The 21,105-nt window shown below is 71.6% G+C and carries 23 protein-coding genes; 7 read left to right on the top strand and 16 right to left on the bottom strand.

The window, feature by feature from the left end; genetic code table 11:
* Positions 1-51: 51 nt before the first annotated feature.
* From JTN19_RS04330 to JTN19_RS04320, 3 genes are read right to left on the bottom strand one after another with little or no spacing between them, the layout of a single operon-like run.
* Complete coding sequence (locus tag JTN19_RS04330) at positions 52-879, bottom strand: carbohydrate ABC transporter permease (protein WP_206930685.1); 828 nt, start codon at positions 877-879, stop codon at positions 52-54.
* A complete protein-coding gene (locus JTN19_RS04325) occupies positions 876-1,730 on the bottom strand; it encodes a carbohydrate ABC transporter permease (protein WP_340643272.1) in 855 nt (284 codons plus the stop codon). The genes JTN19_RS04330 and JTN19_RS04325 overlap by 4 nt, the downstream gene beginning before the upstream one ends.
* 17 nt (positions 1,731-1,747) lie before the next feature.
* Positions 1,748-2,977, bottom strand: a complete 1,230-nt coding sequence (locus tag JTN19_RS04320; RefSeq protein WP_206930683.1) for an ABC transporter substrate-binding protein — start codon at positions 2,975-2,977, stop codon at positions 1,748-1,750.
* A 323-nt stretch (positions 2,978-3,300) separates the two neighbouring features.
* Between JTN19_RS04320 and JTN19_RS04315 the strand changes: the two genes are divergently transcribed.
* The gene (locus tag JTN19_RS04315; protein WP_206930682.1) at positions 3,301-3,606 is read left to right on the top strand and encodes a hypothetical protein; all 306 of its coding nucleotides are present in this window, start codon (positions 3,301-3,303) and stop codon (positions 3,604-3,606) included.
* 13 nt (positions 3,607-3,619) lie between these two features.
* Here JTN19_RS04315 and JTN19_RS04310 read toward each other — a convergent pair whose 3' ends face one another.
* Together JTN19_RS04310 and JTN19_RS04305 are read right to left on the bottom strand one after the other, a co-directional pair.
* Positions 3,620-4,618 carry a serine hydrolase domain-containing protein gene (locus tag JTN19_RS04310; RefSeq protein ID WP_206930681.1) on the bottom strand — a complete coding sequence of 333 codons (999 nt, stop codon included), beginning with the start codon at positions 4,616-4,618 and terminating at the stop codon, positions 3,620-3,622.
* Between the two features lie 66 nt (positions 4,619-4,684).
* Entirely contained in the window at positions 4,685-5,299 is a 615-nt protein-coding gene (locus tag JTN19_RS04305) for a DedA family protein (protein WP_242530858.1), read from the bottom strand.
* A gap of 202 nt (positions 5,300-5,501) precedes the next feature.
* Here JTN19_RS04305 and JTN19_RS04300 point away from each other — a divergent pair, with 202 nt between their 5' ends.
* Positions 5,502-6,464 carry an AI-2E family transporter gene (locus JTN19_RS04300; RefSeq protein ID WP_206930679.1) on the top strand — a complete coding sequence of 321 codons (963 nt, stop codon included), beginning with the start codon at positions 5,502-5,504 and terminating at the stop codon, positions 6,462-6,464.
* A 1-nt stretch (position 6,465) separates the two neighbouring features.
* On the opposite strand, the gene urtE is transcribed toward JTN19_RS04300, so the two are convergent.
* The 5 genes from urtE to urtA form a co-directional block, all read right to left on the bottom strand.
* Positions 6,466-7,158 (bottom strand): urea ABC transporter ATP-binding subunit UrtE, encoded by a 693-nt coding sequence (urtE, locus tag JTN19_RS04295; RefSeq protein WP_206930678.1) that lies wholly within the window; start codon positions 7,156-7,158, stop codon positions 6,466-6,468.
* A 3-nt stretch (positions 7,159-7,161) separates the two neighbouring features.
* A complete protein-coding gene (gene urtD / locus JTN19_RS04290) occupies positions 7,162-7,899 on the bottom strand; it encodes an urea ABC transporter ATP-binding protein UrtD (RefSeq protein ID WP_206930677.1) in 738 nt (245 codons plus the stop codon).
* Entirely contained in the window at positions 7,896-8,945 is a 1,050-nt protein-coding gene (gene urtC, locus JTN19_RS04285) for an urea ABC transporter permease subunit UrtC (RefSeq protein WP_206930676.1), read from the bottom strand. The genes urtD and urtC overlap by 4 nt, the downstream gene beginning before the upstream one ends.
* Complete coding sequence (gene urtB / locus JTN19_RS04280) at positions 8,942-10,489, bottom strand: urea ABC transporter permease subunit UrtB (RefSeq protein WP_206930675.1); 1,548 nt, start codon at positions 10,487-10,489, stop codon at positions 8,942-8,944. Before urtB ends, urtC begins: the two co-directional genes overlap by 4 nt.
* 68 nt (positions 10,490-10,557) lie before the next feature.
* On the bottom strand, positions 10,558-11,805 hold the full coding sequence (gene urtA / locus JTN19_RS04275; RefSeq protein ID WP_206930674.1) for an urea ABC transporter substrate-binding protein: 1,248 nt from the start codon (positions 11,803-11,805) through the stop codon (positions 10,558-10,560).
* Between the two features lie 137 nt (positions 11,806-11,942).
* Between urtA and JTN19_RS04270 the strand changes: the two genes are divergently transcribed.
* A complete protein-coding gene (locus tag JTN19_RS04270) occupies positions 11,943-12,116 on the top strand; it encodes a hypothetical protein (RefSeq protein WP_206930673.1) in 174 nt (57 codons plus the stop codon).
* 71 nt (positions 12,117-12,187) lie between these two features.
* On the opposite strand, the gene JTN19_RS04265 is transcribed toward JTN19_RS04270, so the two are convergent.
* The 3 genes from JTN19_RS04265 to JTN19_RS04255 form a co-directional block, all read right to left on the bottom strand.
* On the bottom strand, positions 12,188-12,445 hold the full coding sequence (locus JTN19_RS04265) for a hypothetical protein (RefSeq protein ID WP_206930672.1): 258 nt from the start codon (positions 12,443-12,445) through the stop codon (positions 12,188-12,190).
* 66 nt (positions 12,446-12,511) lie between these two features.
* Entirely contained in the window at positions 12,512-13,219 is a 708-nt protein-coding gene (locus JTN19_RS04260; RefSeq protein ID WP_206930671.1) for a hypothetical protein, read from the bottom strand.
* 63 nt (positions 13,220-13,282) lie between these two features.
* Complete coding sequence (locus JTN19_RS04255; protein WP_206930670.1) at positions 13,283-13,921, bottom strand: hypothetical protein; 639 nt, start codon at positions 13,919-13,921, stop codon at positions 13,283-13,285.
* A gap of 159 nt (positions 13,922-14,080) precedes the next feature.
* On the opposite strand from JTN19_RS04255, the gene JTN19_RS04250 reads away from it, so the two are divergent.
* From JTN19_RS04250 to JTN19_RS04235, 4 genes are all read left to right on the top strand, one after another.
* Positions 14,081-14,566 carry a YciE/YciF ferroxidase family protein gene (locus JTN19_RS04250; RefSeq protein WP_206930669.1) on the top strand — a complete coding sequence of 162 codons (486 nt, stop codon included), beginning with the start codon at positions 14,081-14,083 and terminating at the stop codon, positions 14,564-14,566.
* A gap of 85 nt (positions 14,567-14,651) precedes the next feature.
* Positions 14,652-15,566, top strand: coding sequence for a non-homologous end joining protein Ku (ku, locus tag JTN19_RS04245; RefSeq protein ID WP_206930668.1), 915 nt, complete (start codon positions 14,652-14,654; stop codon positions 15,564-15,566).
* Between the two features lie 3 nt (positions 15,567-15,569).
* Positions 15,570-17,984, top strand: coding sequence for a DNA ligase D (ligD, locus tag JTN19_RS04240; protein ID WP_206930667.1), 2,415 nt, complete (start codon positions 15,570-15,572; stop codon positions 17,982-17,984).
* The gene (locus tag JTN19_RS04235; protein ID WP_206930666.1) at positions 17,981-19,051 is read left to right on the top strand and encodes a glycosyltransferase; all 1,071 of its coding nucleotides are present in this window, start codon (positions 17,981-17,983) and stop codon (positions 19,049-19,051) included. The genes ligD and JTN19_RS04235 overlap by 4 nt, the downstream gene beginning before the upstream one ends.
* A 50-nt stretch (positions 19,052-19,101) precedes the next feature.
* Here the strand turns inward: JTN19_RS04235 and JTN19_RS04230 are convergent, their stop codons facing one another.
* The 3 genes from JTN19_RS04230 to JTN19_RS04220 form a co-directional block, all read right to left on the bottom strand.
* The gene (locus tag JTN19_RS04230) at positions 19,102-19,671 is read right to left on the bottom strand and encodes a class I SAM-dependent DNA methyltransferase (protein ID WP_206930665.1); all 570 of its coding nucleotides are present in this window, start codon (positions 19,669-19,671) and stop codon (positions 19,102-19,104) included.
* Positions 19,668-20,717: an acyl-CoA dehydrogenase family protein gene (locus tag JTN19_RS04225; protein ID WP_206930664.1), complete on the bottom strand. Its 1,050-nt coding sequence runs from the start codon at positions 20,715-20,717 to the stop codon at positions 19,668-19,670. Before JTN19_RS04225 ends, JTN19_RS04230 begins: the two co-directional genes overlap by 4 nt.
* Before the next feature lie 38 nt (positions 20,718-20,755).
* A partial coding sequence (locus tag JTN19_RS04220; RefSeq protein ID WP_206930663.1) for a sigma-70 family RNA polymerase sigma factor occupies positions 20,756-21,105 on the bottom strand: 350 nt, incomplete at its 5' end.

Below are 21,105 nucleotides of genomic sequence, written 5' to 3'. Positions count from 1 at the left end.
ACTTCATGAGCTTCAGCGCGGGGGGGTGCCCAAAGTTGCGCGCGGCGCGTCTCAACCCTTCACCGCGCCCGCGGTCAGCCCGGCCACCAGCCGCCGCTGAAACACCAGCACCAGGAACACCAGCGGCACCGTCACGATCACGGAAGCGGCCATGATCAGCCCCCAGGGCAATTCATAACGGCTTGAGCCCGTGATCATCGCGATGGCGACGGGCACGGTGCGCATTTCGTTCGTCAGCGTGAGCGTCAGCGCAAAGAGAAACTCGTTCCAGGCCGCGATGAAGGCGAGCAGCCCCGTCGTCACCATGGCGGGCGCCATCAGCGGCAGGAAGATGCGCGTCAGCGTGACGAAGGGGGTGGCGCCATCCATCGCCGCCGCCTCCTCCAGTTCGAGCGGCAACTCGCGCAGGAAGGCGGTCAGCACCCAGATGGTGAAGGGCAGCGTGAAGATGAGGTAACTCAGCACCAGGCCCAGCAGGTTGTTGTAGAGGCCGAGTGCCCGGATCAGCTCGAACAGCCCCGACAGCACGGCCACCTGCGGGAACATCGAGACGCAGAGCAGGGTGCCCAGCAGCATCCCTCGCCCGCGAAATTGCGCCCGCGCGAGGGCATAGGCCGCCGATGCCGCCAGCGCGAGCGAGACCAGCACCACCGAACCCGCCACGAACACGGAATTCAGGATGTTCCGCCCGAAGGGCTGGTCCTGGAACACGGCCGTGTAGTTGCTCCAGGCGGGCGCGCGCGGCCAGGCCTCCACCAGGAAGAGGTCCGGCCCCGATTTCAGCGAGGACACCACCGCCCAGTAGAAGGGGAACAGCGTGTAGAACAGGATCAGCGCGACCAGCAGCGCGAAGCCCAAGCGGCCCAGCACGCGCCTCATGCCCGCCCCGCCGGCGAGAGCCTGAGCCGCCCGAGCGTCACCAGCGCCACCGCCACCAGCGCCACCACCAGCGCCACCATGGTGGCCGCGGCCGAGCCGTATCCCACATCCTGGAAGTCCACGAGCAATTGCCGCGCGTGGACCGACATGGAGGCCGTGGCGCGGCTGTTGCCCGTCAGCACATACATCAGGTCGAAGACGCGCAGCGCATCGAGCGTGCGGAACAGGATGGCCACCAGCAGCGCGGGCCAGATCAGCGGCAGCGTGATGCGGAAGAAGGTGCCGACGGGGCCGAGCCCGTCCACCTTCGCGGCCTCGTACAGCTCGTTCGGCACCAGTTGCAGCGCGGCCAGGGTCAGCAGCGCCATGAAGGGCGTGGATTTCCACACATCCACCGCGATGACGGCGGCCAACGCCACGCCCGGCTCCGCCGTCCAGGCCAGCGGCTGCGCGATCAGGCCCATTCCCATCAGCGCCGCGTTCACCACCCCGTGCTGGTCATGCAGCATCCAGGCCCACATCTGCGCCGAGACGACGGTGGGAATGGCCCAGGGCACCAGCATGGCCGCCCGCACCACCCCCCTGCCCCGCATGCGCGCGTTCAAGGTCAGCGCGATGATGAGGCCCAGCACCGTCTCGAGGGTCACCGACACCACGGCAAACACCAGCGTCACCCGCACCGCTCCCCACCAGTCGGGGTCCGTCAGCAGGAAGGTGTAGTTGGACAGGCCAAGGAAGCGCCATTCCTCCAGCGCATCCAGCCGCGCATCGGTCAGCGAGAAGAAAACGGTGCGCCCGAGCGGCCAGCCCGCCACCAGCGCCAGCACCAGCAGCGCGGGCGCGAGGAACAACCAGGCGGTCCGCGGCGTCACCATTGGCCGTCGCGCCCCACGCGCGCCAGGATGCGGTCCAGCCGGGCCAAGGCCACCTCCGCCTCCAGCCGGCCCGAAAGCGTGTTGTGCACCGCGTTCCAGAACTCCGCCGAGACCTGGTTGTAGCGGTTGCCCGTCACCGAAGAGGGCCGCGCCACCGCCCCCTCCAGCGCGGCGGCGAGCAGGGCGAAGGCCGGGTTGGCGGCCTGCAAATCGGCGTCCTCATACAGCGCGGGGCGTGTGGGCGGGGCGCCGGCCGCCAGCGCCCGGCGCCGCTGCTCGGCCGCGCCGGTCAGGTACCGTACCAGGCTGATGGCCGCCTCGGGCTGGCGCGAATGGCGCGAGACGGCCAGCTGTTCGCCGCCCAGCACCGCGCCGCCGCCCGGCAAGGGCACCACGCCCACATGGCCCGCGACGGCGCTGCCCTCCGCCTCCAGCAGCGGCCAGGCATAGGGCCAGTTCCGCATGAAGACCGCCTGGCCGGATTGGAAGATGCCGCGCGCATCCTCCTCCGCATGGTTCAGCACGCCGCGCGGCGCGATGGTGCCGACCCAGCCGGCCGCGCGGCGCAGCACGGCGGCGGCTTCCGGGGTGGCGATGCTCACGCGGCCATCGGGTTCCACGATGCGCCCCGCGCCGTCCGCGTGCAGCCATTCCAGCGCGTTCACCGTCAGCCCCTCATAGGCGCGGCCTTGGAATACCAGGCCCCAGCCGCCCTCGGCGGCCTGGATGTGCCGCGCCGTCGCCTCCAGCGCCTCCCAGCTTTCCGGCACGCCGCGCCCATGCCGCGCCAGCAGGTCCGCGCGGTAATAGAGCAGCCCGGCATTGGCGAACCAGGGCAGCGCCACCAGCCGCCCGCCCACGCTGTTGTTGGCGATGAGCGCGGGCAGGTGCGCCGCCACCTCCTCCGGCGGAAGGTGCGGGCCGAGGTCGAGTAGGTGCCGCGCCAGGATGCCAGGCCAGACGATGTCGAGCTGGAACACATCAATATCCGCCGACCGCGCGGCGAGAAGCTGCTGGATCAGCGCCAGGCGCTCGGTGCTGCCCGCCGGCATGGCGACCAGCGCGACCTCATGCCCCTCGGCGCGGGCCCAGGCCTCGGCGCCCTCGCGGCACAGCGCGGCCTCCGTCCCCACCGCGCCGCAGGCGATGACCAGGCGGGCGGCGGCGGGTTGGCCGAGGCAAAGCCATGCCAGGGCGGCAATGACAGGCGCCAGGCGAGGCATGGCGGTCTCCTTCCCAGCCGGTTGGGCCGGCAGGAAAAGCCATGCGGCAAAGGGCCGCAACCCAGGCGATGACGCCGGGAACCTTGGGCTCCGCCTGGGCCTTCTGCGTTCACCGCTGGTTTGCCCGCCTCGTCCCTGGCGCCGCGATCGGCACCTCTCGCCGCCCCAAACGGAGGGCGATGCGTTTCCGCGCCGGGGTTTGCCGTCTAGCCTGCCGCCCCGGAAAGCCCCGAAGGACAGCCCATGCCGAGATGTCGCCAAAGGGCCAGGACGTGCGGCCGCCTCACATCATCCACCTTCGCTGACGGCAAGGTGCGGCGGCGATGAGCGGCAGGGCATTCCTCGCCTGGATCATCCTCCTGGGCGCACCGACGGCGGTGCTGTTCGGCATGCTGGGCGATTTCGGTGGCACCCGCTCGCCGGGCATCGGCGGCGGCGCGTATGATCTGTCCGGGTCCCTCTACGCCACGCTGCTCGTCGCGCTGACGGGCGGCTGGACGGTCGGGGCACTCCTCGCGACCCTGCGGCGACGGCCTGCCCGCGGGTGGAACCTCGCGCTGGCCGCGGCGGGGGCCGGTTCGCTGCTGGCGGCCCTCCTGCTGCACGGCCATCAGCTTCCCTTCTGGTGAGGCCTGCCGCGCCTCAGCCGCGCGCCAGCATGGGCAGGATGGCGTCTTCCATCAGCCCATGCAGCGCCCGCGCATGGCCCTGCGCCCCGCCCGAGCGCTGGGTGGGGTCCGAGGTCATCACCACCGTGGCGCCCAGCGAGGGCACCACATGGATCATCTGCCCGCCGAAGCCCCAGGCGTAGTGGCGCACCGGCCCCGGCCCGGGCGCGGTGAACCAGGCATAGCCATGCGCCGCGCCCGTGAAGACGGAGGCCGTGCGAGGCGCGAAACAGGTGGCCACCCAGGCCTCCGGCAGCACGCGCCGGCCCTCGTGGACGCCGCCCGCACGAATCATCTCGCCAAACACCAGCATGGCACGCGGCGAGAGCAGCATGTCATTGCCGCCGAAGAAGATGCCCTGCGGGTCTCGCGCCCAGGGCGGGATGGCGATGCCGAGCGGCCGGCCCAGCCATTCCTCGGCCAGCGCATGGGTGGAGCGGCGCGCGACGCGCGTCAGGATCGCCGAGACCAGGTGCGAATTGCCCGTGGAATACAGCATGGGCCCGCCCGGCTCCGCCACGAAGGGCCGCGCCAGCGCATGCCGCACCCAGTCGGGGCTGGTCACCCAGCGGCCGTAGTTCACGCCCGAGGTGCGCTCCAGCCCCGCCCGCATGGAAAGCAGGTGGTCCAGCGTGATGCGCTGCAGCCGCGCGTCGGCGTCGCGCGGCAGGCGGTCGGCCAGCAGGGGGGCGATGCGCTGGTCCGGCCCCTCCAGCAGCCCGCGGGCGATGGCCGCGCCCGCAAGTGCGGCGATGATGGCCTTGGAGACGGATTTGACGTTCACCGGCCGATCCAGCGCCGGGCCGGCGAAGCGATGTTCCAGCAGCACCTCGCCCTGGCGCGCGATGATCAGGCCGCGCAGGGGCTCCAGCCGCGCGGCGGCGGCGATGACATTCTCCTGGGCGGCAGCGGGGCGGGCGAGGATCAGGGCGGGCACCGCCAGAAGCGTGCGACGTAGTAGGGCGAAGGTCATGCTTCGCAGATAACGCGCGGCCCCGTCCTGGCCAGCGGCGGGTTACCCTTCGTCACGCGCGGCCGCTCACTCCGTTGGCAGCACGCGCAGCTGCCAGCGCCGCCATCCCCACCAGGCGAGACCCCCCAGCGCCAGCAGAGCCGCACCCAGCAGCAAGGGGTGGTCGGAGGCCGCCACCTGCTCCAGCCCACGCGCCGCCGCATAGCCCGGCAGCAGCATGGCCGGCGCCCAGAGGAAGGCCGAGGCGATGTTGGCGGACTGGAAATGCCGCTCACGCATGCGGGCCACGCCCGCCAGCAGCGGCGCCACGGCCCGCATGGGCCCCAGGAAACGGCCGAAGAAGACCGCGGCCCAGCCCCAGCGCCGGAACAGCAGCAACCCGCGGGCGTAATTGCGCCGCTGGCTGCGCGGCAGGATGCGCCGCACCGCCCGCGGCCCCAGCCAGCGCGACAGCCAGAACCCCACCGCGTCGCCCAATATGGCGCCCGCGATGGCGCCGCCCACCACCCCCCAGGGGTCGAGCGTGCCCGCGCCGAGAAGCGCACCTGTCATCACCAGCAGCGCCGTGGCGGGGACAAGCAGGCTCACGCCGGGCAAGGATTCGAGGAAGGTCAGCAGGAACACCACGACAGGCGCCCAGCCACCATGGGCTGTGAGCCAGGCTTCGACGGTTTCGATCAAGCGGGGCGTCCTCCGGTCATGACCGCGCATATGGGCGGCGCGGGTGGCAATTCCACGGCGGCGATGGGTCGCGGGAATGTCAAAGACGGGGGGCAACGCCCACCCAAGGTAGCGCGTTGCAGCGACGGACCACGCACCGCGAAGGAATATTCCCCTGCCCCGCCTCGACGACTTCACGCGCCGCGTCATTCAGCTCGGCGCCGTGGCCAGCGCCTTCGCGCTGATATGGCTGCTGTCCCATGTGCTGCTGCTGCTCTTCGCCGGCATCCTGCTGGCCACCGCCGGCGCGGTTCTGGCGAACGCATTGTCGCGCCTGACGGCGCTGCCGCGCGGCCTGGCGCTGGGGGTGGTGGTGCTGGGCATACCAGCGCTGCTGCTCGGCGTGGTGGCGCTGATGGGCCCGCAGATGGTGCGGGAGGTGAACGAACTCCGCACCGCCCTGCCCGAGGCGCTGGACGCCGCCGACACCTGGCTGCGGGAGGATTCCGGCATCGGCATCGGCCTGCGCGAAATCCTGGGCGACCCGGCCGATGCCACCGCGACGGTCCCCTGGGCGAGCCTTGCGGCCTATGTCGGCATCGGCGTGGGCGGGGTGGTGAACGCGGTGCTGATCGGCTTCATGGGCGTCTACCTGGCCGCGACACCCGGCTTCTACCTGCGCGGCTTCGTCTCGCTCATGCCGCATGACCTGCGGCCGCGCGTGGCGGATGCGATGCGCGCGGCGGGCGAGGGGTTGGAAGGCTGGCTGCTGGGCCAGGTGATGTCCATGGCCGTGATCGGCGTGCTGAGCGGCGTGGGGCTCTGGCTGCTGGGCGTGCCCATGGCGGCCTCGCTCGGCGTGCTGGCGGGGGTTCTGGGCTTCGTGCCCTTCATCGGCGCCACGCTGTTCACGGCCATCGCCGTCATCTTCGCCTTCTCGCAGGGGGCGATGCAGGCGCTCTACGTGCTGCTGCTGTGCATCGCCGTGCAGCAGCTGGAGGGCGAGGTGATCACGCCGCTGATCCAGCGCTGGGCGGTGGCCTTGCCGCCGCTGCTGACCATCATGGCCGTGCTGGTCTTCGGCACCCTGTTCGGCTTCATGGGCGTGCTGGTGGCCACGCCGCTGATGGTGGTGGTGATGATCCTGGTGCAGCGGCTCTACCTGGACCAGCGGCCCGAGCTGTAGGTCACACCGTCAGCAGCCGGCGCACCGCGGCCTCGTCCAACGCCTCGGTGGGGCCGGCCAGCGCCACCTCGCCGCGGACCATGACGGTGATGTGGTCTGCGAGGTCGCGCGCGAATTCGAAATACTGCTCGACCAGCACCACCGCGAAGTTGCGGTCGCGCGCCAGATGGCGGATCACCTTGCCGATATCCTTGATGACGTTGGGCTGGATGCCCTCTGTCGGCTCGTCCAGGATCAGCAGGCGAGGCCGCGCCGTCATGGCCCGCGCGATGGCGAGCTGCTGCTGCTGGCCGCCAGAAAGGTCGCCCCCGCGCCGCCGCAGGAATTGCCGCAGGATGGGAAAGAGGTCGAACACCTCCGGGTCCACCTTGCTGCCGCGCGGGGCGGCGGCGAGCGCCGTCTCCAGATTTTCCTGCACCGTCAGGAAGGGGAAGATCTCCCGCCCCTGCGGCACATAGCCGATGCCCGCCCGCGCCCGGTCGGCCGGCGAAAGGCCTGCAAGGTCCCGCCCCTCCCAGGCGATGCGCCCGCCCTGGATGCGCTCCAGCCCCATGATCGCCCGCAGCAGCGAGGACTTCCCCACGCCGTTGCGCCCCAGCACGGCCGCCACCTGCCCCGGCTGCACGGCAAGCGAGACGCCCCGCAGGCAGCGGCTGGCGCCATAGGAGAGGTCCACGCCTTCGACACTCAGCATCGCTCAGCGCCCCAGATAGACTTCGATGACGCGCGGGTCGGCCTGCACATGGGTGATGGACCCCTCGGACAGCACGCTGCCCTCGTGCAGCACCGTGACCCGGCAATCCAGCGCGCGGACGAATTCCAGATCGTGCTCCACCACCACCACGCTGCGTGTGCCCGCGATGCCACGCAGCAGGGCGGCGGTCTGCTCGGTCTCATGGTCGGTCATGCCGGCCACGGGTTCGTCCACCAGAAGCAGGTCGGGCTCCTGCATCAGCAGCATGCCGATCTCGAGCCATTGGCGCTGCCCGTGGCTCAGCAGTCCGGCGAGGTCCTCCCGCCGGGCGGCGAGGCCGATCTGTTCCATTATGGCCTCGATGCGCGCCCGCGCCGCACCAGCCAGCACCCAGCGCAGGCAGGCGATGGGGCCGCGCGGGGCCTTCAGCGCCAGTTCCAGGTTCTCGAACACGGTCAGCGCGTCGAAGACCGTGGGCTTCTGGAACTTCCGCCCGATGCCAAGGGTCGCGATGGCGGCCTCGTCCAGCTTCGTCAGGTCGCGGCCGGCGAAGCGGACGATGCCGGTGTCGGGCCGCGTCTTGCCGGTGATGACGTCCATCATCGTGGTCTTGCCCGCGCCATTGGGGCCGATGACGGCGCGCAGCTCCCCCGGCTCCACCACCAGCGAGAGGGCGTTGAGCGCGCGGAAGCCGTCGAAGGTGACGGTGACGCCGTCCACATAAAGCCCCGTGCCGCTCATGACCCGCGCCTCCGCAGCAGGCCGACAAGGCCCTTGGGCAGCAGCAGCGTGACGATGACGAACAGCAGGCCCAGCACGATCAGCCACAGATCCGGCGCCACCGAGGTCAGCCAGGTCTTGAGCGCGTTCACCGAGAAGGCGCCCAGCACCGCGCCCACCAGCGTCCCCCGCCCACCGAAGGCCACCCAGACAACCGCCTCGATGGAGTTGCCCGGCGAGAATTCCGAGGGGTTGATGATGCCCACCTGCGGCACGTAGAGCGCGCCGGCGAGCCCCGCGATCATGGCCGAGAGCACGAAGACGAAGAGCTTGTGCTGCGTGACGTTGTAGCCGAGAAAACGCGTGCGGCTTTCGGCATCGCGGATCGCGGTCAGCACACGGCCCAGCTTCGTCTGGGTCAGATGCGCGCTGCCCCAGAACACCAGCACCAGCGTGGCCAGCGAGGCATAGAACAGCACGGCGCGCGTGGCGCCGGTGTTGAGCGGCATGCCCAGCAATTCCTTGAAGTCGGTGAAGCCGTTATTGCCGCCGAAGCCCATGTCATTGCGGAAGAAGGCCAGCATCAGCGCATAGGTCATGGCCTGGGTGATGATGGAGAGATAAACGCCCGTGATGCGGCTGCGAAACGCGAGCCACCCCACCACCAGCGCCAGCAGCCCCGGCACGAACAACGCCATGAGGAAGGCGAAGGCGAACCAGTCGAAGCCCAGCCAGTACCAGGGCAGTTCGGTGTAGCCCAGGAACACCATGAAGTCCGGCAGCACCGGGTGGCCATAGACGCCGCGCGGCCCGATCAGCCGCATCAGATGCATCCCGATCGCGTAGCCGCCCAGCGCGAAGAAGGCGCCATGACCCAGCGAGAGAATGCCCGCATAGCCCCAGGCGAGATCAATCGCCAAGGCGAGAATGGCGTAGCAGATCCACTTGCCCACCACGCTTACGAGGAAATCCGGGACATGCAGCGGATGTTCGGCCGGCAGCGCGTTGAAGGCCGGAAGTGCCGCCAGCGCCAGCACGCACAGCAACAGGGCGAGGCGACGGTTCATTGGTCGGCCGCACGCCCCTTCAGCGCGAACAGGCCCTTGGGCCGGCGCTGGATGAACAGCATGATGCCCACCAGCACCGCCACCTTGGCCAGCACCACCCCCGCATAGGGTTCCAGGAACTTGTTGAGCAGGCCGAGCGTGAAAGCCCCGATCAGCGTGCCCATCAGCGAGCCCACGCCGCCGAAGACCACCACCATGAAGCTGTCGATGATGTAGCCCGTGCCGAGATTGGGCGAGACATTGTCAATCTGGCTCAGCGCCACGCCCGCCAGCCCCGCGAGGCCTGATCCAAAAGCAAAGGTCATGGCGTCCACACGCCCCGTGCGGATGCCCATGGTGGCGGCGATCCGCCGGTTCTGCACCACCGCGCGCATCTCGAGCCCGAAGCGCGTAAGCCGGATGGCGGCGAAACAGGCCAGCAGCACCACCAGCGAGAACAGGATGATCCAGAGGCGGTTCTGCGTGACCGCGATGCCGCCCGACAGCAGCAGCGTGCCCATCATCCATTCGGGACTGATCACCTCGCGGTTCTGCGCGCCGAAGGCGAGGCGCACCACCTGCTGCAGGATCATCCCCACGCCGAAGGTCAGCAGCAGCGTCTCCAGCGGGCGGCCATAGAGGTGGCGGATAAGGCCGCGTTCCATCGCGGCGCCGATCGCGGCCGTCACCAGGAAGGCCGCCGGAACCGCGAGCGGCAGCGACCACGGCGCCAGTTCTGGGATGTTCCGGCAGATCTCCTGCACCACCACGGTGGTGTAGGCGCCGAGCATCACGAATTCGCCATGCGCCATGTTGATCACGCCCATCACCCCGAAGGTGATGGCCAGCCCGAGTGCCGCCAGGAGCAGCACGGAACCCAGTGACAAGCCCTGGAACACCGTCTCCGCCGCGCGGCGCAGTTGCAGGCGGCGGTCAATGGCGGCGATGGCGGCCTCGATCTCCGGCAGCAATTCGGCATTGGCCGCACGCGCCGCCAGCAACTGCCCGCGCGCCTCGGGCGAGGCGGAGGCGCCCAGCGCCGCGACCCCCGCCCGCCGCACCGCCACATCCTCCGACGCCAGGCGCGCGCCGCCCAGCGCCAGTTCCAGCCTGGCGCGGATCGGCGCCTGCGTCTCGCGCGCCAGCGCGGCCTCGATCAGCGGAATGTCGGCGGCGCTGCGGTTGCGCAGGATGGCATCGGCCGCGCGCAGCCGCTCGGCCGGGTCGGGCGAGACCAGTTGCAGCCGGCCCAGCGCGCCACGCAGCGCGCCCCGCACGCGGTTGTTGATGCGGATCAGCGTGGCGCCCTCGGGCGGCGCCGCACCCTGCTGCGGGGCGAAGCTGCCATCGGCCAGACGCAGCAGCCGCGCATCGGCCATGGCCTGCAACAGCGGAATCGCGCGCGGGTCGCCCAGCAGGCCCAGGCGCTCCACCGTCTCGGCCTGTTGCGCGAAGCCGCCGGCCAGGCCCGGCAGCAGCGCCTCATATTCCTGCGCCCGGGCGGGTGCCAGGAACAGCAACAGGGCCAGCGCGGCGGCAAGGCCACGCAGGAAAAACCAGGGCATCAGCTCCGCCGCTTCCTTCTTCGCGCCACGAAAAGGGGGCGGGCGCATGCCGCCCCCTGGGCTTGGCATCAGCGCCGGCGGTTCGCGTTCTCGGGGATGAAGGGCGACCAGTTCTCGGCCACGATGGCCGTCGGCGTGCGGCTCACGATGTCGAACTGCCCATCGGCGCGGATTTCGCCGATCATCACCGGCTTCGAAAGGTGATGGTTGCGGTGCATCTCCACCTCATAGCCCGAGGGCGCCGCCACCTTCTGCCCGTAGAGCGCCTCACGCACCGCATCCACGCCCGTGCCGCGCGCGGCGGTGACGGCCTGCGCCCACATCTTGAAGCCGATGAGGGTGGCCTCCATCGGGTCGTTCGTCACGCGGCGCGGGTTGCGGATGTAGTTGCGCCACATGGTCAGGAACTCGGTGTTGGCGGGCGACTCCACGGACATGAAGTAGTTCCAGGCGGCCAGGTGCCCGACCAGCGGGCGGGTATCAATGCCCGCCAGCTCCTCCTCGCCCACGCTGAACGCGACGCAGGGGATGTCCTCGGCGCGGATGCCCTGGTTGCCCAGCTCGCGGTAGAAGGGGACGTTGGCATCGCCATTGATGGTGCTGACGATGGCGGTCTTCTTGCCCTCGCCCGCGAAGCGCTTCACGCGCGCCACGATGCCCTGCCAGTCGCTGTGGCCGAAGGGGGTGTATTCCTCCAGGATATCCGCGTCGGTGATGCCCTTGGAGTTGAGGAAGCCGCGCAGGATGCGGTTCGTGGTGCGCGGATAGACATAGTCCGTGCCCAGCAGCGCGATGCGCTTGGCTTCGCCGCCATCGGCGCCCAGCAGGTATTCCACGGCCGGGATGGCCTGCTGGTTGGGGGCGGCGCCGGTGTAGAAGATGTTCCGGCTCTCCTCCTCGCCCTCATACTGCACGGGGTAGAAGAGCAGCCCGTTCAGTTCCTCGAAGACCGGCAGCACCGACTTGCGCGAGACCGAGGTCCAGCAGCCGAAGGTCACGTCCACGCGCGAAATCTGCAGCAGCTCGCGCGCCTTCTCCGCGAAGAGGGGCCAGTTGGAGGCGGGGTCCACCACCACCGCCTCCAGCCGCCGGCCCAGCAGGCCGCCCTGGGCGTTCTGGGCCTCCACCATCATCAGCACCGTGTCGCGCAGCGCGGTTTCGCTGATGGCCATGGTGCCCGACAGCGAATGCAGCACGCCGACCCGGATCGGCGCCTGCTGGCCGAGGGCGGGCGCGGCCAAGGGGGCGGTCAGCCCGGCGGCCAAGGGGGCGGCCAGCAGGCCGCGGCGGGTGACGGAGTGGCTGGGTTCGCGCATGGCGTCCTCACGGAGGGTGAAACCACCCAAAGGTTACGTGCATCGCTGCGCTGCAAACCAAATTTTACGTTTTGAAAATCGGCATTTCGAGGCCGGCGCGCCCGGGAACGCCCCCGGCGTGTGCAATTGCATATTTAATGATCCACTGGACGTTCATTTTTCGCGGCTCGAACGTGACGGCGCTGCAACCGTACCGCGCCAGCCCCGTTAGCCCCCCATCGGAAAGGAGATATGCCATGAACAGCATCGTCTATATCGTGGGCGCCGTCGTGATCGTCCTCTTCATCCTGGGCTTCCTGGGCCTGCGCTGACCGGGCGCGACCCGACTTCACAGGGCATCAAACGGGCCGGCGGCATCAGCCCCGGCCCGTTTTTCGTGGCCTCAATTCGGTGACATGGCGGGGATGATCGCCCCGCCCGTCGGATCATGTTCCAGCCGCGTGACCTCGTAGGGCATGGGACGGGCGCCGTCGCCCGGCGGGGCCACCATCGCCAGGGCCACGAGCCCTCCCTGGACGTGATGCAACGGCACATCCGCCTGGTCCGGCACCACCGGAACGAAGACGATGTCCACGACCTGGCCCAGCACGTGACGGTCCGCCGCGCGAAGGGTCAAGCCGATCAGTTGGCGCAGCGACACAGGCGATACTCCAGACATAAGAAGGGGCGGCGCGAAACGCCGCCCCGATGCATGCAAAAGAGGGCGTCAGCCGCCCGGCTGGGCGCCGGAAGCGGGCGGCGCGGATTGCTGCGGCGTCGGCGTCCGGTCCGGCTGCTGCGGCGGGGTTGCAGGCGTCTGCGCGGCGCCGGGGCTCACCTGCGGCTGGGCGGCAGGCGCGCCGGTGGGCGCGGGCGCCGCGGCAGCCGCCGGGTTGTCCGGATTTTGCGGCGTGCCATAGGAGACGGGCGGCTGGCCCTGCGGCTGACGCGGCACCGGGGCACCCTGGTCGGTGGTCGCGGTCGGGCTGCCGGGGCTGGGCCCGGCCGGTCCGCCCGAGGCGGCGGGCGCGGTCGTCGCACCACCGGCACCCGTGCCCGCGCCGCCGGGAGCCTGCCCCGCCGCACCCTGCGGCGTGCCGCCCTGCTGCGTGCGGGGGCTCATGCCGGGATAGTCGCCCGCGCGCGTGCCCGGCACCATGCCGCCAGGTGCCACGCCACCACGCTCGGCCGGGGCGGGTCGGGCGGATTCACCGGAGGCCGGGGGCTGCGCCGCCTGGCGCTGCGCAGGGGCCTGCTGGCCCTGCCCCGCGGTGGCCGGCGCCTGGGTGCCCGCGGGCGGCGCGCCCGGCGTGGCCGAGGCGGGCGGGGCGGTGGGGTTGGGCGCCTGCTGCGCGAAGGCTGCGCCACCAAGGGCGAGCCCGCCCGTCAGCGTGACGGCGAGCAGCGGCAACCGCGTGAAATTCCGTTGGGTCATGTCGTCCTCCTGCTTGCGCTGCACAAGGCAGCTTCCAGGCAGAACGTCCCGGCCCGGGGTTGGTTACGCGCTCACGCCGGAGGAAGGCGCCCAGGCCCGCGCGTCGAGGCCCGCGCGGCCATTCTCCGCCGCCCAGGCCCAGCCGGCGGCAGCGGTCATGCACAAGCCGTGCAACCCGTGTTCCCGCCGCAGCCGGCCCAGCAGGCGCCGCGTGGAACGGTGCAGAAGGCGCCGCGCCGACAGCGCCTCCAGCCCCGCCTCGCGAGGCAATTCCGGCTGGAGATGGACCACGCGCGCATCCGGCGCCAGCAGCGGCACCGCCGCCCGCAGCACGGTGGCGAAGCCCGCGACATCGCCGCGCGTGTCGGGCGCCGCGCCCTCCACGCAGACCACCGCCGCGATGCGCCCACGGCCGAGGAAGGCGGCGTGCAGGGCGGCTTCCTCACAGGTCTCCATGTCGTCCAGCGCGCCCGCGACCAGTTCGCAGCGCCGGCCCTCCGCCTCCACGTCGAGCGCCACCGAAAGCGCGATCGCCTCGTCGGCGGGCGCATGCAGCAGCAGCACGTCCCGGCCCGCGCGCGCGAGATCACGCGCCGCGGCCCCGGCCAGGCCGATCTCGCGCCCCGCGCTCAGCAGCACGGCACCCTGGCCGGACGCGCGCAGCCATGCGGCCAACCGGCCCGCCGGCAACTTTTCCATCATGCCCATCACGCCATCCCTCCCGCACCCGACGCGAACCGGAACGACAAGGCGGCCAAAGGGTTGCCCGGGATGTCGGAAACTTCATGGATGAACCCCGCGCGGCGAAACCGGTTCCGCAGACACGGGCGTCACGCCCGCTTCCCGTACGGAGAAACGCCCATGTATTCGATGGACAAGCTGTTCCTGACCACCCTGAAGGATGTCTATTTCGCCGAGCGCCAGCTGCTGAAGGCGCTGCCCAAGATGGCCCGCGCCGCCCAGAGCGAGACCTTGAAACAGGCCTTCACCGACCACCGCGAGGAAACCCAGGAGCAGGTGGCCCGCCTCACCCGCGTCTTCGAGATCATCGGCAAGCGCGCGCAGGGCCAGACCTGCCAGGCGATGCTGGGCCTGATCGAGGAGGCCGAGGAGTTGATGGAGGAAGTCACCGAGCCCAGCCAGGTGCGCGATGCCGGCCTCATCGCCTGCGGCCAGGCGGTCGAGCATTACGAGATGGCCCGCTACGGCACATTGGCCGCCTGGGCCGCCATGACGGGCCATGAGGAGGCGGCCCAGCTTCTCCGCCAGACGCTGGAGGAGGAGAAGAAGGCCGACACGCTGCTGAACCGCATCGCCACGCGGGAAGTCAACAAGGCCGCCGCCTGACGGCGAAGGCGCCGTGCCCCGTGACGGGCACGGCGCAACGCCCGGGGCCCCGTCGCGTTCCAGCCCCGCAGCAGGAGGTTCACCCATGGCGTCGCGGCCGAGTTGGCGGGGGCATCTGAAGCTTTCCCTCGTCGCCTGTCCCGTCTCCCTCTTCCCGGCGACCACCGCCGCGAACGAGGTGCATTTCCACCTCATCAACCCCGCCACCGGCAACCGCATCCGCATGCAGACCATCGACCCCGAGGCGGGCGAGGTGGAGCGGCGCGACCTGGTGAAGGGCTACGAGATCGAGAAGGACCGCCACATCCTCCTCACCGACGAGGAGCTGAAATCGGTCCGGCTGGAGAGCACCCGCACCATCGAGATCGAGCGCTTCGTGGATGCCTCGGAGATCGACCGCATCTGGTGGAGCGACCCCTACTTCATGGTGCCGGACGGCAAGGCGGGGCTCGACGCCTTCTCCGTCATCCGCACCGCGATGGAGGAGGCGGGGAAGGTCGCCTTGGCGCGCCTCGTGCTGACCACGCGCGAACGCGTGGTGGCGATCGAGCCGCGCGGGCGTGGGATGCTGGTGACGACGCTGCGGGCCGTCCACGAGATGCGCGACGAGGAGGAGATCCTGGGCGACATCCCCGCCACCAAGCGCAATGCGCCCATGATCGAGATCGCGGAGAAGATCATCGCGCAGCAGCAGGGCCCCTTCGACCCCGCCGCCTTCAATGACCGCTATGAGGAGGCGCTGCGCGCGCTGATCGCCTCCAAGGAGGATGGCGGCGATGGCGGCGTCTCCGCGCCCCCGCCGCGCAAGGACAATGTCATTGACCTGATGGAGGCGCTGCGGCGTAGCCTGGAACAGGGTGGCGGCAAGGGCGGCGGCGCGAAGGCGCGCCCGGCCGCGAAGGCCAAACCCGCCACCAAGCCCCCCGCCGCGAAGCCCAAATCCAAGCCGGCCGCCAAGGCCAAACCCAAACCCGCCCCGCGCCGGCGCGCCGCCGGCTGAGCCATGGCCCGCGCCGCCCTCGAACGGTATCGCGCCAAGCGCGACTTCCGCCGCTCGCCCGAGCCGGAGGGGGGCACACCCCAGGAGGGCCGCCTCGCCTTCGTCGTGCAGCGCCACGCCGCGCGTCGCCTGCACTACGACCTGCGCCTGGAATGGGGCGGCGTGCTGAAATCCTGGGCCGTCACGCGCGGCCCCTCTCTCGACCCCGCCGACAAGCGCCTGGCGGTGGAGGTGGAGGACCACCCCCTCGACTATGCCGACTTTGAGGGCGTCATCCCCAAGCCCGGCTATGGCGCGGGCGTGGTGCAGCTCTTCGACCGGGGCGCCTGGGCACCGCTCGACCCTGAACGGGTGGAGGAGAACCTCGCCAAGGGGGAGCTGAAATTCGTGCTGGCGGGCGAGCGGCTGCGCGGCGGCTTCCTGCTGGTGCGCCTCAAGCCCCGCCGCGGCGAGAATCCGCGCCAGCCCAACTGGCTGCTCATCAAGGAGCGCGACAGCATGGCCCGCCCGGGCGAGGGCGATGCGGTGCTGAAGGCCGAGACCTCCATCGCCACCGGCCGCACGCTCGCGGCCATCGAGGCCGGCACCGCCGCCATCCCGGATTTCGTGGAACCCCAGCTCTGCCGCCTGGTGGACACGCCGCCGAGCGGGGCGGCCTGGAGGCACGAACCCAAGCTCGACGGCTATCGCGTGCAGCTTCGTGTGGAGGGCGGGAAGGCGCGGCTGCTGACCCGCACCGGCCTCGACTGGACCGCCCGCTTCGGCCCGCTGGCCCGCGCCGCCCGCGCTTTGCCCGATGGCTTGGCGGATGGCGAGGTGGTGGCGCTGGACCGCAAGGGCGAGACGAGCTTCGCCGCCCTGCAGGCGCATCTCGCGGGTGAACGCCGCGCGACCCTGCTCTACCACGCCTTCGACCTGCTGCATGACGGAAGCCGCGACCTGCGGGGCGAACCCCTGCGCGCCCGCAAGGCGACGCTGCGCGACTGGCTGCCGGAGGGCGACCCCTGGCGCTTCGTGGGCGATTTCGACGCGCCGGGCGCGCAGATGCTGGCCTCCGCCTGCCGCCTCGCGCTGGAGGGCATCGTCTCCAAGCGGCAGGACGCGCCTTACAGCTCGGGCCGGGGCGAGTCCTGGGTGAAGTCCAAATGCCGGGGGCGCGAGGAATTCGTGGTGGGCGGTTTCTCCCCCCAGGCTTCGGGCCGCGGCCTGGGCGCGCTGCTGGTCGGGCTGCAGCGCGACGGCCGCTTCAGCTATGCCGGCCGCGTGGGCACGGGTTTCAACGCCGCCGCCTCCTCCCGCCTGCTGAAGCGGCTGGAAGGGCTGCGCCGCAAGTCATCCCCCTTCGAGCAGGGCGCTCCCGCCCGCCTCAGCGACGTGACCTGGGTGGACCCCGAACTGGTCGTGGAAGTCGCCTATGGCGGCTGGACCGAGGAGGGCATCCTGCGCCACGCCAGCTTCCTCGGCGAGCGCGAGGACAAGCCGGCCGGGGCGGTCGAGGCCGCGCCGTCCACCAAGCCCCCTGCCCCGCGCCGCAGCACCAGCGCGCGCCTCTCCAACCCCGGCCGCGTGCTCTGGCCCGGCCCGCCCGACGTGACGAAGGAGGCGCTGGCCGCGCATTACGAGCGCTTCGCCGACCGCATCCTGGCCCATGTCGCGGGCCGGCCGCTGTCGGTGCTGCGGGCGCCGGGCGGGCTCGGCAAGCCGCTCTTCTTCCAGCGGCACGCGGGCAATTCTCCCTCGCCCGCCCTGCGCGAGGTGCATATTGAAGGCCAGGACAAGCCCTACATGGCGGTGGATGACGCGGCGGGCCTCGCCGCGCTGGCGCAGATATCGGCGCTGGAACTGCACCCCTGGGGCGCCACCGCCGCCCGCCCCGAAATCCCGGACCGACTGGTCTTCGACCTCGACCCGGCCGAGGGCGTGGAGATGCCCGCCATCATCGCCTGCGCCAAGGAATTGCGGGCGCGGCTGAAGGCGCTGGGCCTTGCGGCCTTCCCCCGCGTGACGGGCGGCAAGGGGCTGCACCTGGTCGTGCCGCTGGCCATTCCCGCCCGTGGTGCGGCGGCGGATTGGGCGGCGGCCAAATCCTTCGCGCGGCTGCTCTGCACGCTGATGGTGCGCGACGCGCCGGATCGCTACACCGTGACGCTGGCGAAGAAGGCGCGCACCGGAAAGATCTTCCTCGACTACCTGCGGAACGACCGGCTGGCGACGGCCATCGCCAACTGGTCCCCCCGCGCGCGGGCCGGCGCCCCGGTGGCGCACCCCATCGCGTGGTCGGCGGTGAAGCCGGGGCTGGACCCCGCCGCGCTGACCCTTCCGAACCTGGCCGAGGCGCGGATGCCCCCGGACCCCTGGCGCGGCTTCGAGGCCGCCGCCATCCCGCTCAACGACGCGATCCGGCAGCTGACCAGGTGACGCCCACCCTCGCCGTCGCCATCCCCGCGCATGACGAGGCGCGCCTGCTGCCGCGCTGCCTTGCCGCCCTGGCCGCGCAGCGCGACGCCCCGCCCTTCGCCGTGGTGGTGTTGGCCAACAACTGCACCGATGACACGGCGGGCGTGGCGCGGCGCCTCGCCCCCCGCCTGCCCTATCCGCTGCATGTGGAGGAGGTGACCCTGCCCGTGGGCGATCGCCATGCCGGGCACGCGCGGGGCCTCGCCATGGCGCGCGCCGCCGCGCTGCTGGACGAGGGCGGGCTGCTGGCCGGCACCGATGCCGACGCCACCCCGGCGCCGGGCTGGCTGGCCGGGCTTGCGCGGCATCATGCCGCGGGGTCCGACGCCATCGCGGGCTGGGCCATCATGGACCGTGCCTCGGCCCGTTCCCTGCCGCCCGCGGTGCGGGAGCGCGCGCGGGCGGAAGCGCGGCTCGCGCAGTTGCTCGACCGCCTGGCCAGCGTGCTGGACCCGTTGCCCTGGGACCCCTGGCCCCGCCACACCGGGCATTCCGGCGCGAACTTCGCGGTGGGGCGCGAGGCCTATTGGCGCTGCGGCGGCGTGCCCGACGTGCCATTGGCGGAGGACCGGCTGCTCTTCGCGCGCCTCGCCGAGATCGGCGCGCGCATCCGCCACGCGCCCGATTGCGTGGTGCATGTCTCGGCCCGGCTGAAGGGACGCGCGACGGGTGGCATGGCCGATGCGCTTCGCCGCCGCGCGGCCGATGCGGACCCGTTCTGCGATGCCTCGATCGAGCCCGTCTCGCACGTGCTGCGACGCCACCGCCTGCGCCGCGCCCTGCGCGAGGGCGCGGAGATCGAGCGCCTGGCGGGGCGGCTTGGCCTTGCGGGGGCGGAGGCCCAGGCGCTCACCGCCGGGCTGTCCGAGGATCAGAGCTGGGCCTGGCTGCGCGCGGCCGCACCCCGCCTGCAGCCCGTGCCCGTGCCGGCCCTCGAGCTGGCGCGGCAGACGCAGGCCGCCGAACGCGCCCTGCGCCGCCTGGGCATACCCCTGCCCGAGGCGCCGCCGGACGGCGCCCTGGTGTAGCCGAACGGGTCAGGCACCGTTGCTGAGGTTCCGCCGTTGCGGATCGCCTCCTACCCAGTCTCCGCGACGTCAATCCGGTAGCGCGGCTCCAGCGCCAGGTTCCTTGAGGGCCAATGCCCCGGCAGCGCGGCCAGGAAGCTCAGCGCCGCCGCATCGCCCGACATGGTGCCATCATTCTCGCCGCGCCAGTTCACCAGCAACACCACGCCGCCGGGGGCGAGGCTGTCCTCGCACCGGCGCGCCAGCGCGTGAAGATCCGCGAAGCCGAGGTAGTAGAGTACCTCGGACAGCATGATCAGGTCGAAGCGGCCCTGCGGCCATTCGCCGGGCGCGGCCATGCGGTGGAAGGCGCCTTGCGGGCAGCGCCGCCGCGCTTCTGCCAACGGTGCCTCGGCGTGGTCAATGCCCAGGAACTCCCCGCAGCGCGGCGCCAGCAGGGCGGAGAGCGTGCCGATGGAACACCCCACCTCCAGCCCGCGGGCAAAGCGCCGCGGCGGCAGGGCCTCCAGCGTGGCCGCGTATTTCCGCGCCTCGTAGTCGCTGCCGGCCAGGTCCCAGGGGTCTGACCGCGCGCGGTAGAGCTGGTCGAAGTAGCTGGCGGGAACCGAGGGCCGGCTCATCCCAGCACCCTCGCGCCGCGCGCCAAGAGAATGTCCGTCGCGCGGTCCAGCGCCGCATCGGGGCCGGGCTGGCGCAGGAAGCTGTCGAGGTCGCGGGCCAGGCGCTCCACCGGCGCCCCGCCGGGCGTTCCCTCCATGACGCTGCCGGGAAGCCCGATGCCGCGACGCGTGCGGGCGAGCACGCCCTCGGCCGCCCGCGTCGTCACTTCCCGGGCCAGCCCCACCCGCGCCAGGGCGGCCTCGGTGTCCTGGCCCGCCTCGACGGCTTCGGCCGCCGCGAGGGTCCAGAGGCGGGTCGTCTCCAGATCCAGCGCGTTCTCCATCAGCCGCGCGCGCTGCGCCGGGTGGCCGGCGCGGTCATGCGCCAGAAGGTGCGCGCGCAGCGCCTCGTCCAGCCGCCGCATCGCGCCCAGTTGCAGCGCCAGGATGCGCCAGATGCCGCCCGAGAAGGCGGGCTGCGCCAGGTAGTCCCCCAGCCCGCCGACCACATCCCCCGGCCGCACCTCCAGCCCATCCAGCGCGCAGGCGCGGCTTTCGCTGGCGCGCATGCCCCCGACGGGCCAGGCAGGGCCATCCGTGAAGCGCGTGGCCGCGGGTCGCTCAACCCAAACCAGCACCGGGCCTTCCGGGGTGCGCGCCGTGACCAGCGCGGCGCCCACCGAAGCGGCGCCGGAACAGAACAGCTTCCGCCCGGACAATCGCCCCGCCTCCAGAAGCACGGGCGATGCGGGGTCATCGGCGCCCCAGATGGCGAGCAGCCCCGCCCCCTCCGCCCGCGCGCGCTGGGCGGCGTCGCCATGGTCGTCCAGCAGGCGGAGCACGTTCACATGCCCCTCGAACAGCCGCCCCGCGCTCAGATCCGCATGGCCCAGGGTGACGAGCGCCTGCCACAGCACGCGCGGCGCGGCGCGTGCGAGCGGCAGGAGCGGCGCGAGCTGATCGAGGGCGGCGGCCGCATCGCGCGGCGGCGCGGCCCGCAGCGCGGCGGCCACGTCCAGGGCGCGCGCGTCCAGGCTGGCGGACAGGGGCTGTGCGGGAATGTCCATCGCCCTCCAACGCGCCGCGGGTGGCCGCGGTTACGGCCTCAGACCGAGTCAGGCTCCAGCGTGCTGGAATGGTCGAGCAACGCCGCCAGCTCCTGTCGCGCGCGGTAGACGCGGCTCTTCACCGTGCCGACCGGACAGCCGATGATCTCGCCGATCTCGGCATAGCTGAGTTCCGCCCCCACGCTCAGCAGCAGGGCCTCGCGCTGGAGGTGGTGCAGCTTGCCCAGCGCGATCCGCAGCTCGGATTGACGGAAGGCCCATTCATGGGCGGGCGGGGTGACAAGCGCCTCGGCCGGCGCGTCCTCGAGCGGGACATTCGCCCGCCCATGGGCGGCCACGGTGTTGAAGAAGCGGTTCCGCAGGATGGTGAAGAGCCAGGCGCGCATGT

Source organism: Roseococcus thiosulfatophilus (genome assembly GCF_017311575.1).
GTDB classification, from domain to species: domain Bacteria; phylum Pseudomonadota; class Alphaproteobacteria; order Acetobacterales; family Acetobacteraceae; genus Roseococcus; species Roseococcus thiosulfatophilus.
This window is presented reverse-complemented; position numbering and strand designations above follow the sequence as displayed.

Bases quoted from the DNA above. Each gene is read 5' to 3' on its own strand.
- JTN19_RS04270 (WP_206930673.1), top strand. From the start codon at position 11,943: ATGATCCACTGGACGTTCATTTTTCGCGGCTCGAACGTGACGGCGCTG.
- JTN19_RS04250 (WP_206930669.1), top strand. From the start codon at position 14,081: ATGTATTCGATGGACAAGCTGTTCCTGACCACCCTGAAGGATGTCTAT.
- JTN19_RS04260 (WP_206930671.1), bottom strand. From the start codon at position 13,219: ATGACCCAACGGAATTTCACGCGGTTGCCGCTGCTCGCCGTCACGCTG.
- JTN19_RS04320 (WP_206930683.1), bottom strand. From the start codon at position 2,977: ATGCCTCGCCTGGCGCCTGTCATTGCCGCCCTGGCATGGCTTTGCCTC.
- urtB (WP_206930675.1), bottom strand. From the start codon at position 10,489: ATGCCCTGGTTTTTCCTGCGTGGCCTTGCCGCCGCGCTGGCCCTGTTG.
- JTN19_RS04225 (WP_206930664.1), bottom strand. From the start codon at position 20,717: ATGGACATTCCCGCACAGCCCCTGTCCGCCAGCCTGGACGCGCGCGCC.
- urtA (WP_206930674.1), bottom strand. From the start codon at position 11,805: ATGCGCGAACCCAGCCACTCCGTCACCCGCCGCGGCCTGCTGGCCGCC.
- urtC (WP_206930676.1), bottom strand. From the start codon at position 8,945: ATGAACCGTCGCCTCGCCCTGTTGCTGTGCGTGCTGGCGCTGGCGGCA.
- urtD (WP_206930677.1), bottom strand. From the start codon at position 7,899: ATGAGCGGCACGGGGCTTTATGTGGACGGCGTCACCGTCACCTTCGAC.
- JTN19_RS04230 (WP_206930665.1), bottom strand. From the start codon at position 19,671: ATGAGCCGGCCCTCGGTTCCCGCCAGCTACTTCGACCAGCTCTACCGC.
- urtE (WP_206930678.1), bottom strand. From the start codon at position 7,158: ATGCTGAGTGTCGAAGGCGTGGACCTCTCCTATGGCGCCAGCCGCTGC.
- ku (WP_206930668.1), top strand. From the start codon at position 14,652: ATGGCGTCGCGGCCGAGTTGGCGGGGGCATCTGAAGCTTTCCCTCGTC.
- JTN19_RS04310 (WP_206930681.1), bottom strand. From the start codon at position 4,618: ATGACCTTCGCCCTACTACGTCGCACGCTTCTGGCGGTGCCCGCCCTG.
- JTN19_RS04330 (WP_206930685.1), bottom strand. From the start codon at position 879: ATGAGGCGCGTGCTGGGCCGCTTGGGCTTCGCGCTGCTGGTCGCGCTG.
- ligD (WP_206930667.1), top strand. From the start codon at position 15,570: ATGGCCCGCGCCGCCCTCGAACGGTATCGCGCCAAGCGCGACTTCCGC.
- JTN19_RS04255 (WP_206930670.1), bottom strand. From the start codon at position 13,921: ATGATGGAAAAGTTGCCGGCGGGCCGGTTGGCCGCATGGCTGCGCGCG.
- JTN19_RS04315 (WP_206930682.1), top strand. From the start codon at position 3,301: ATGAGCGGCAGGGCATTCCTCGCCTGGATCATCCTCCTGGGCGCACCG.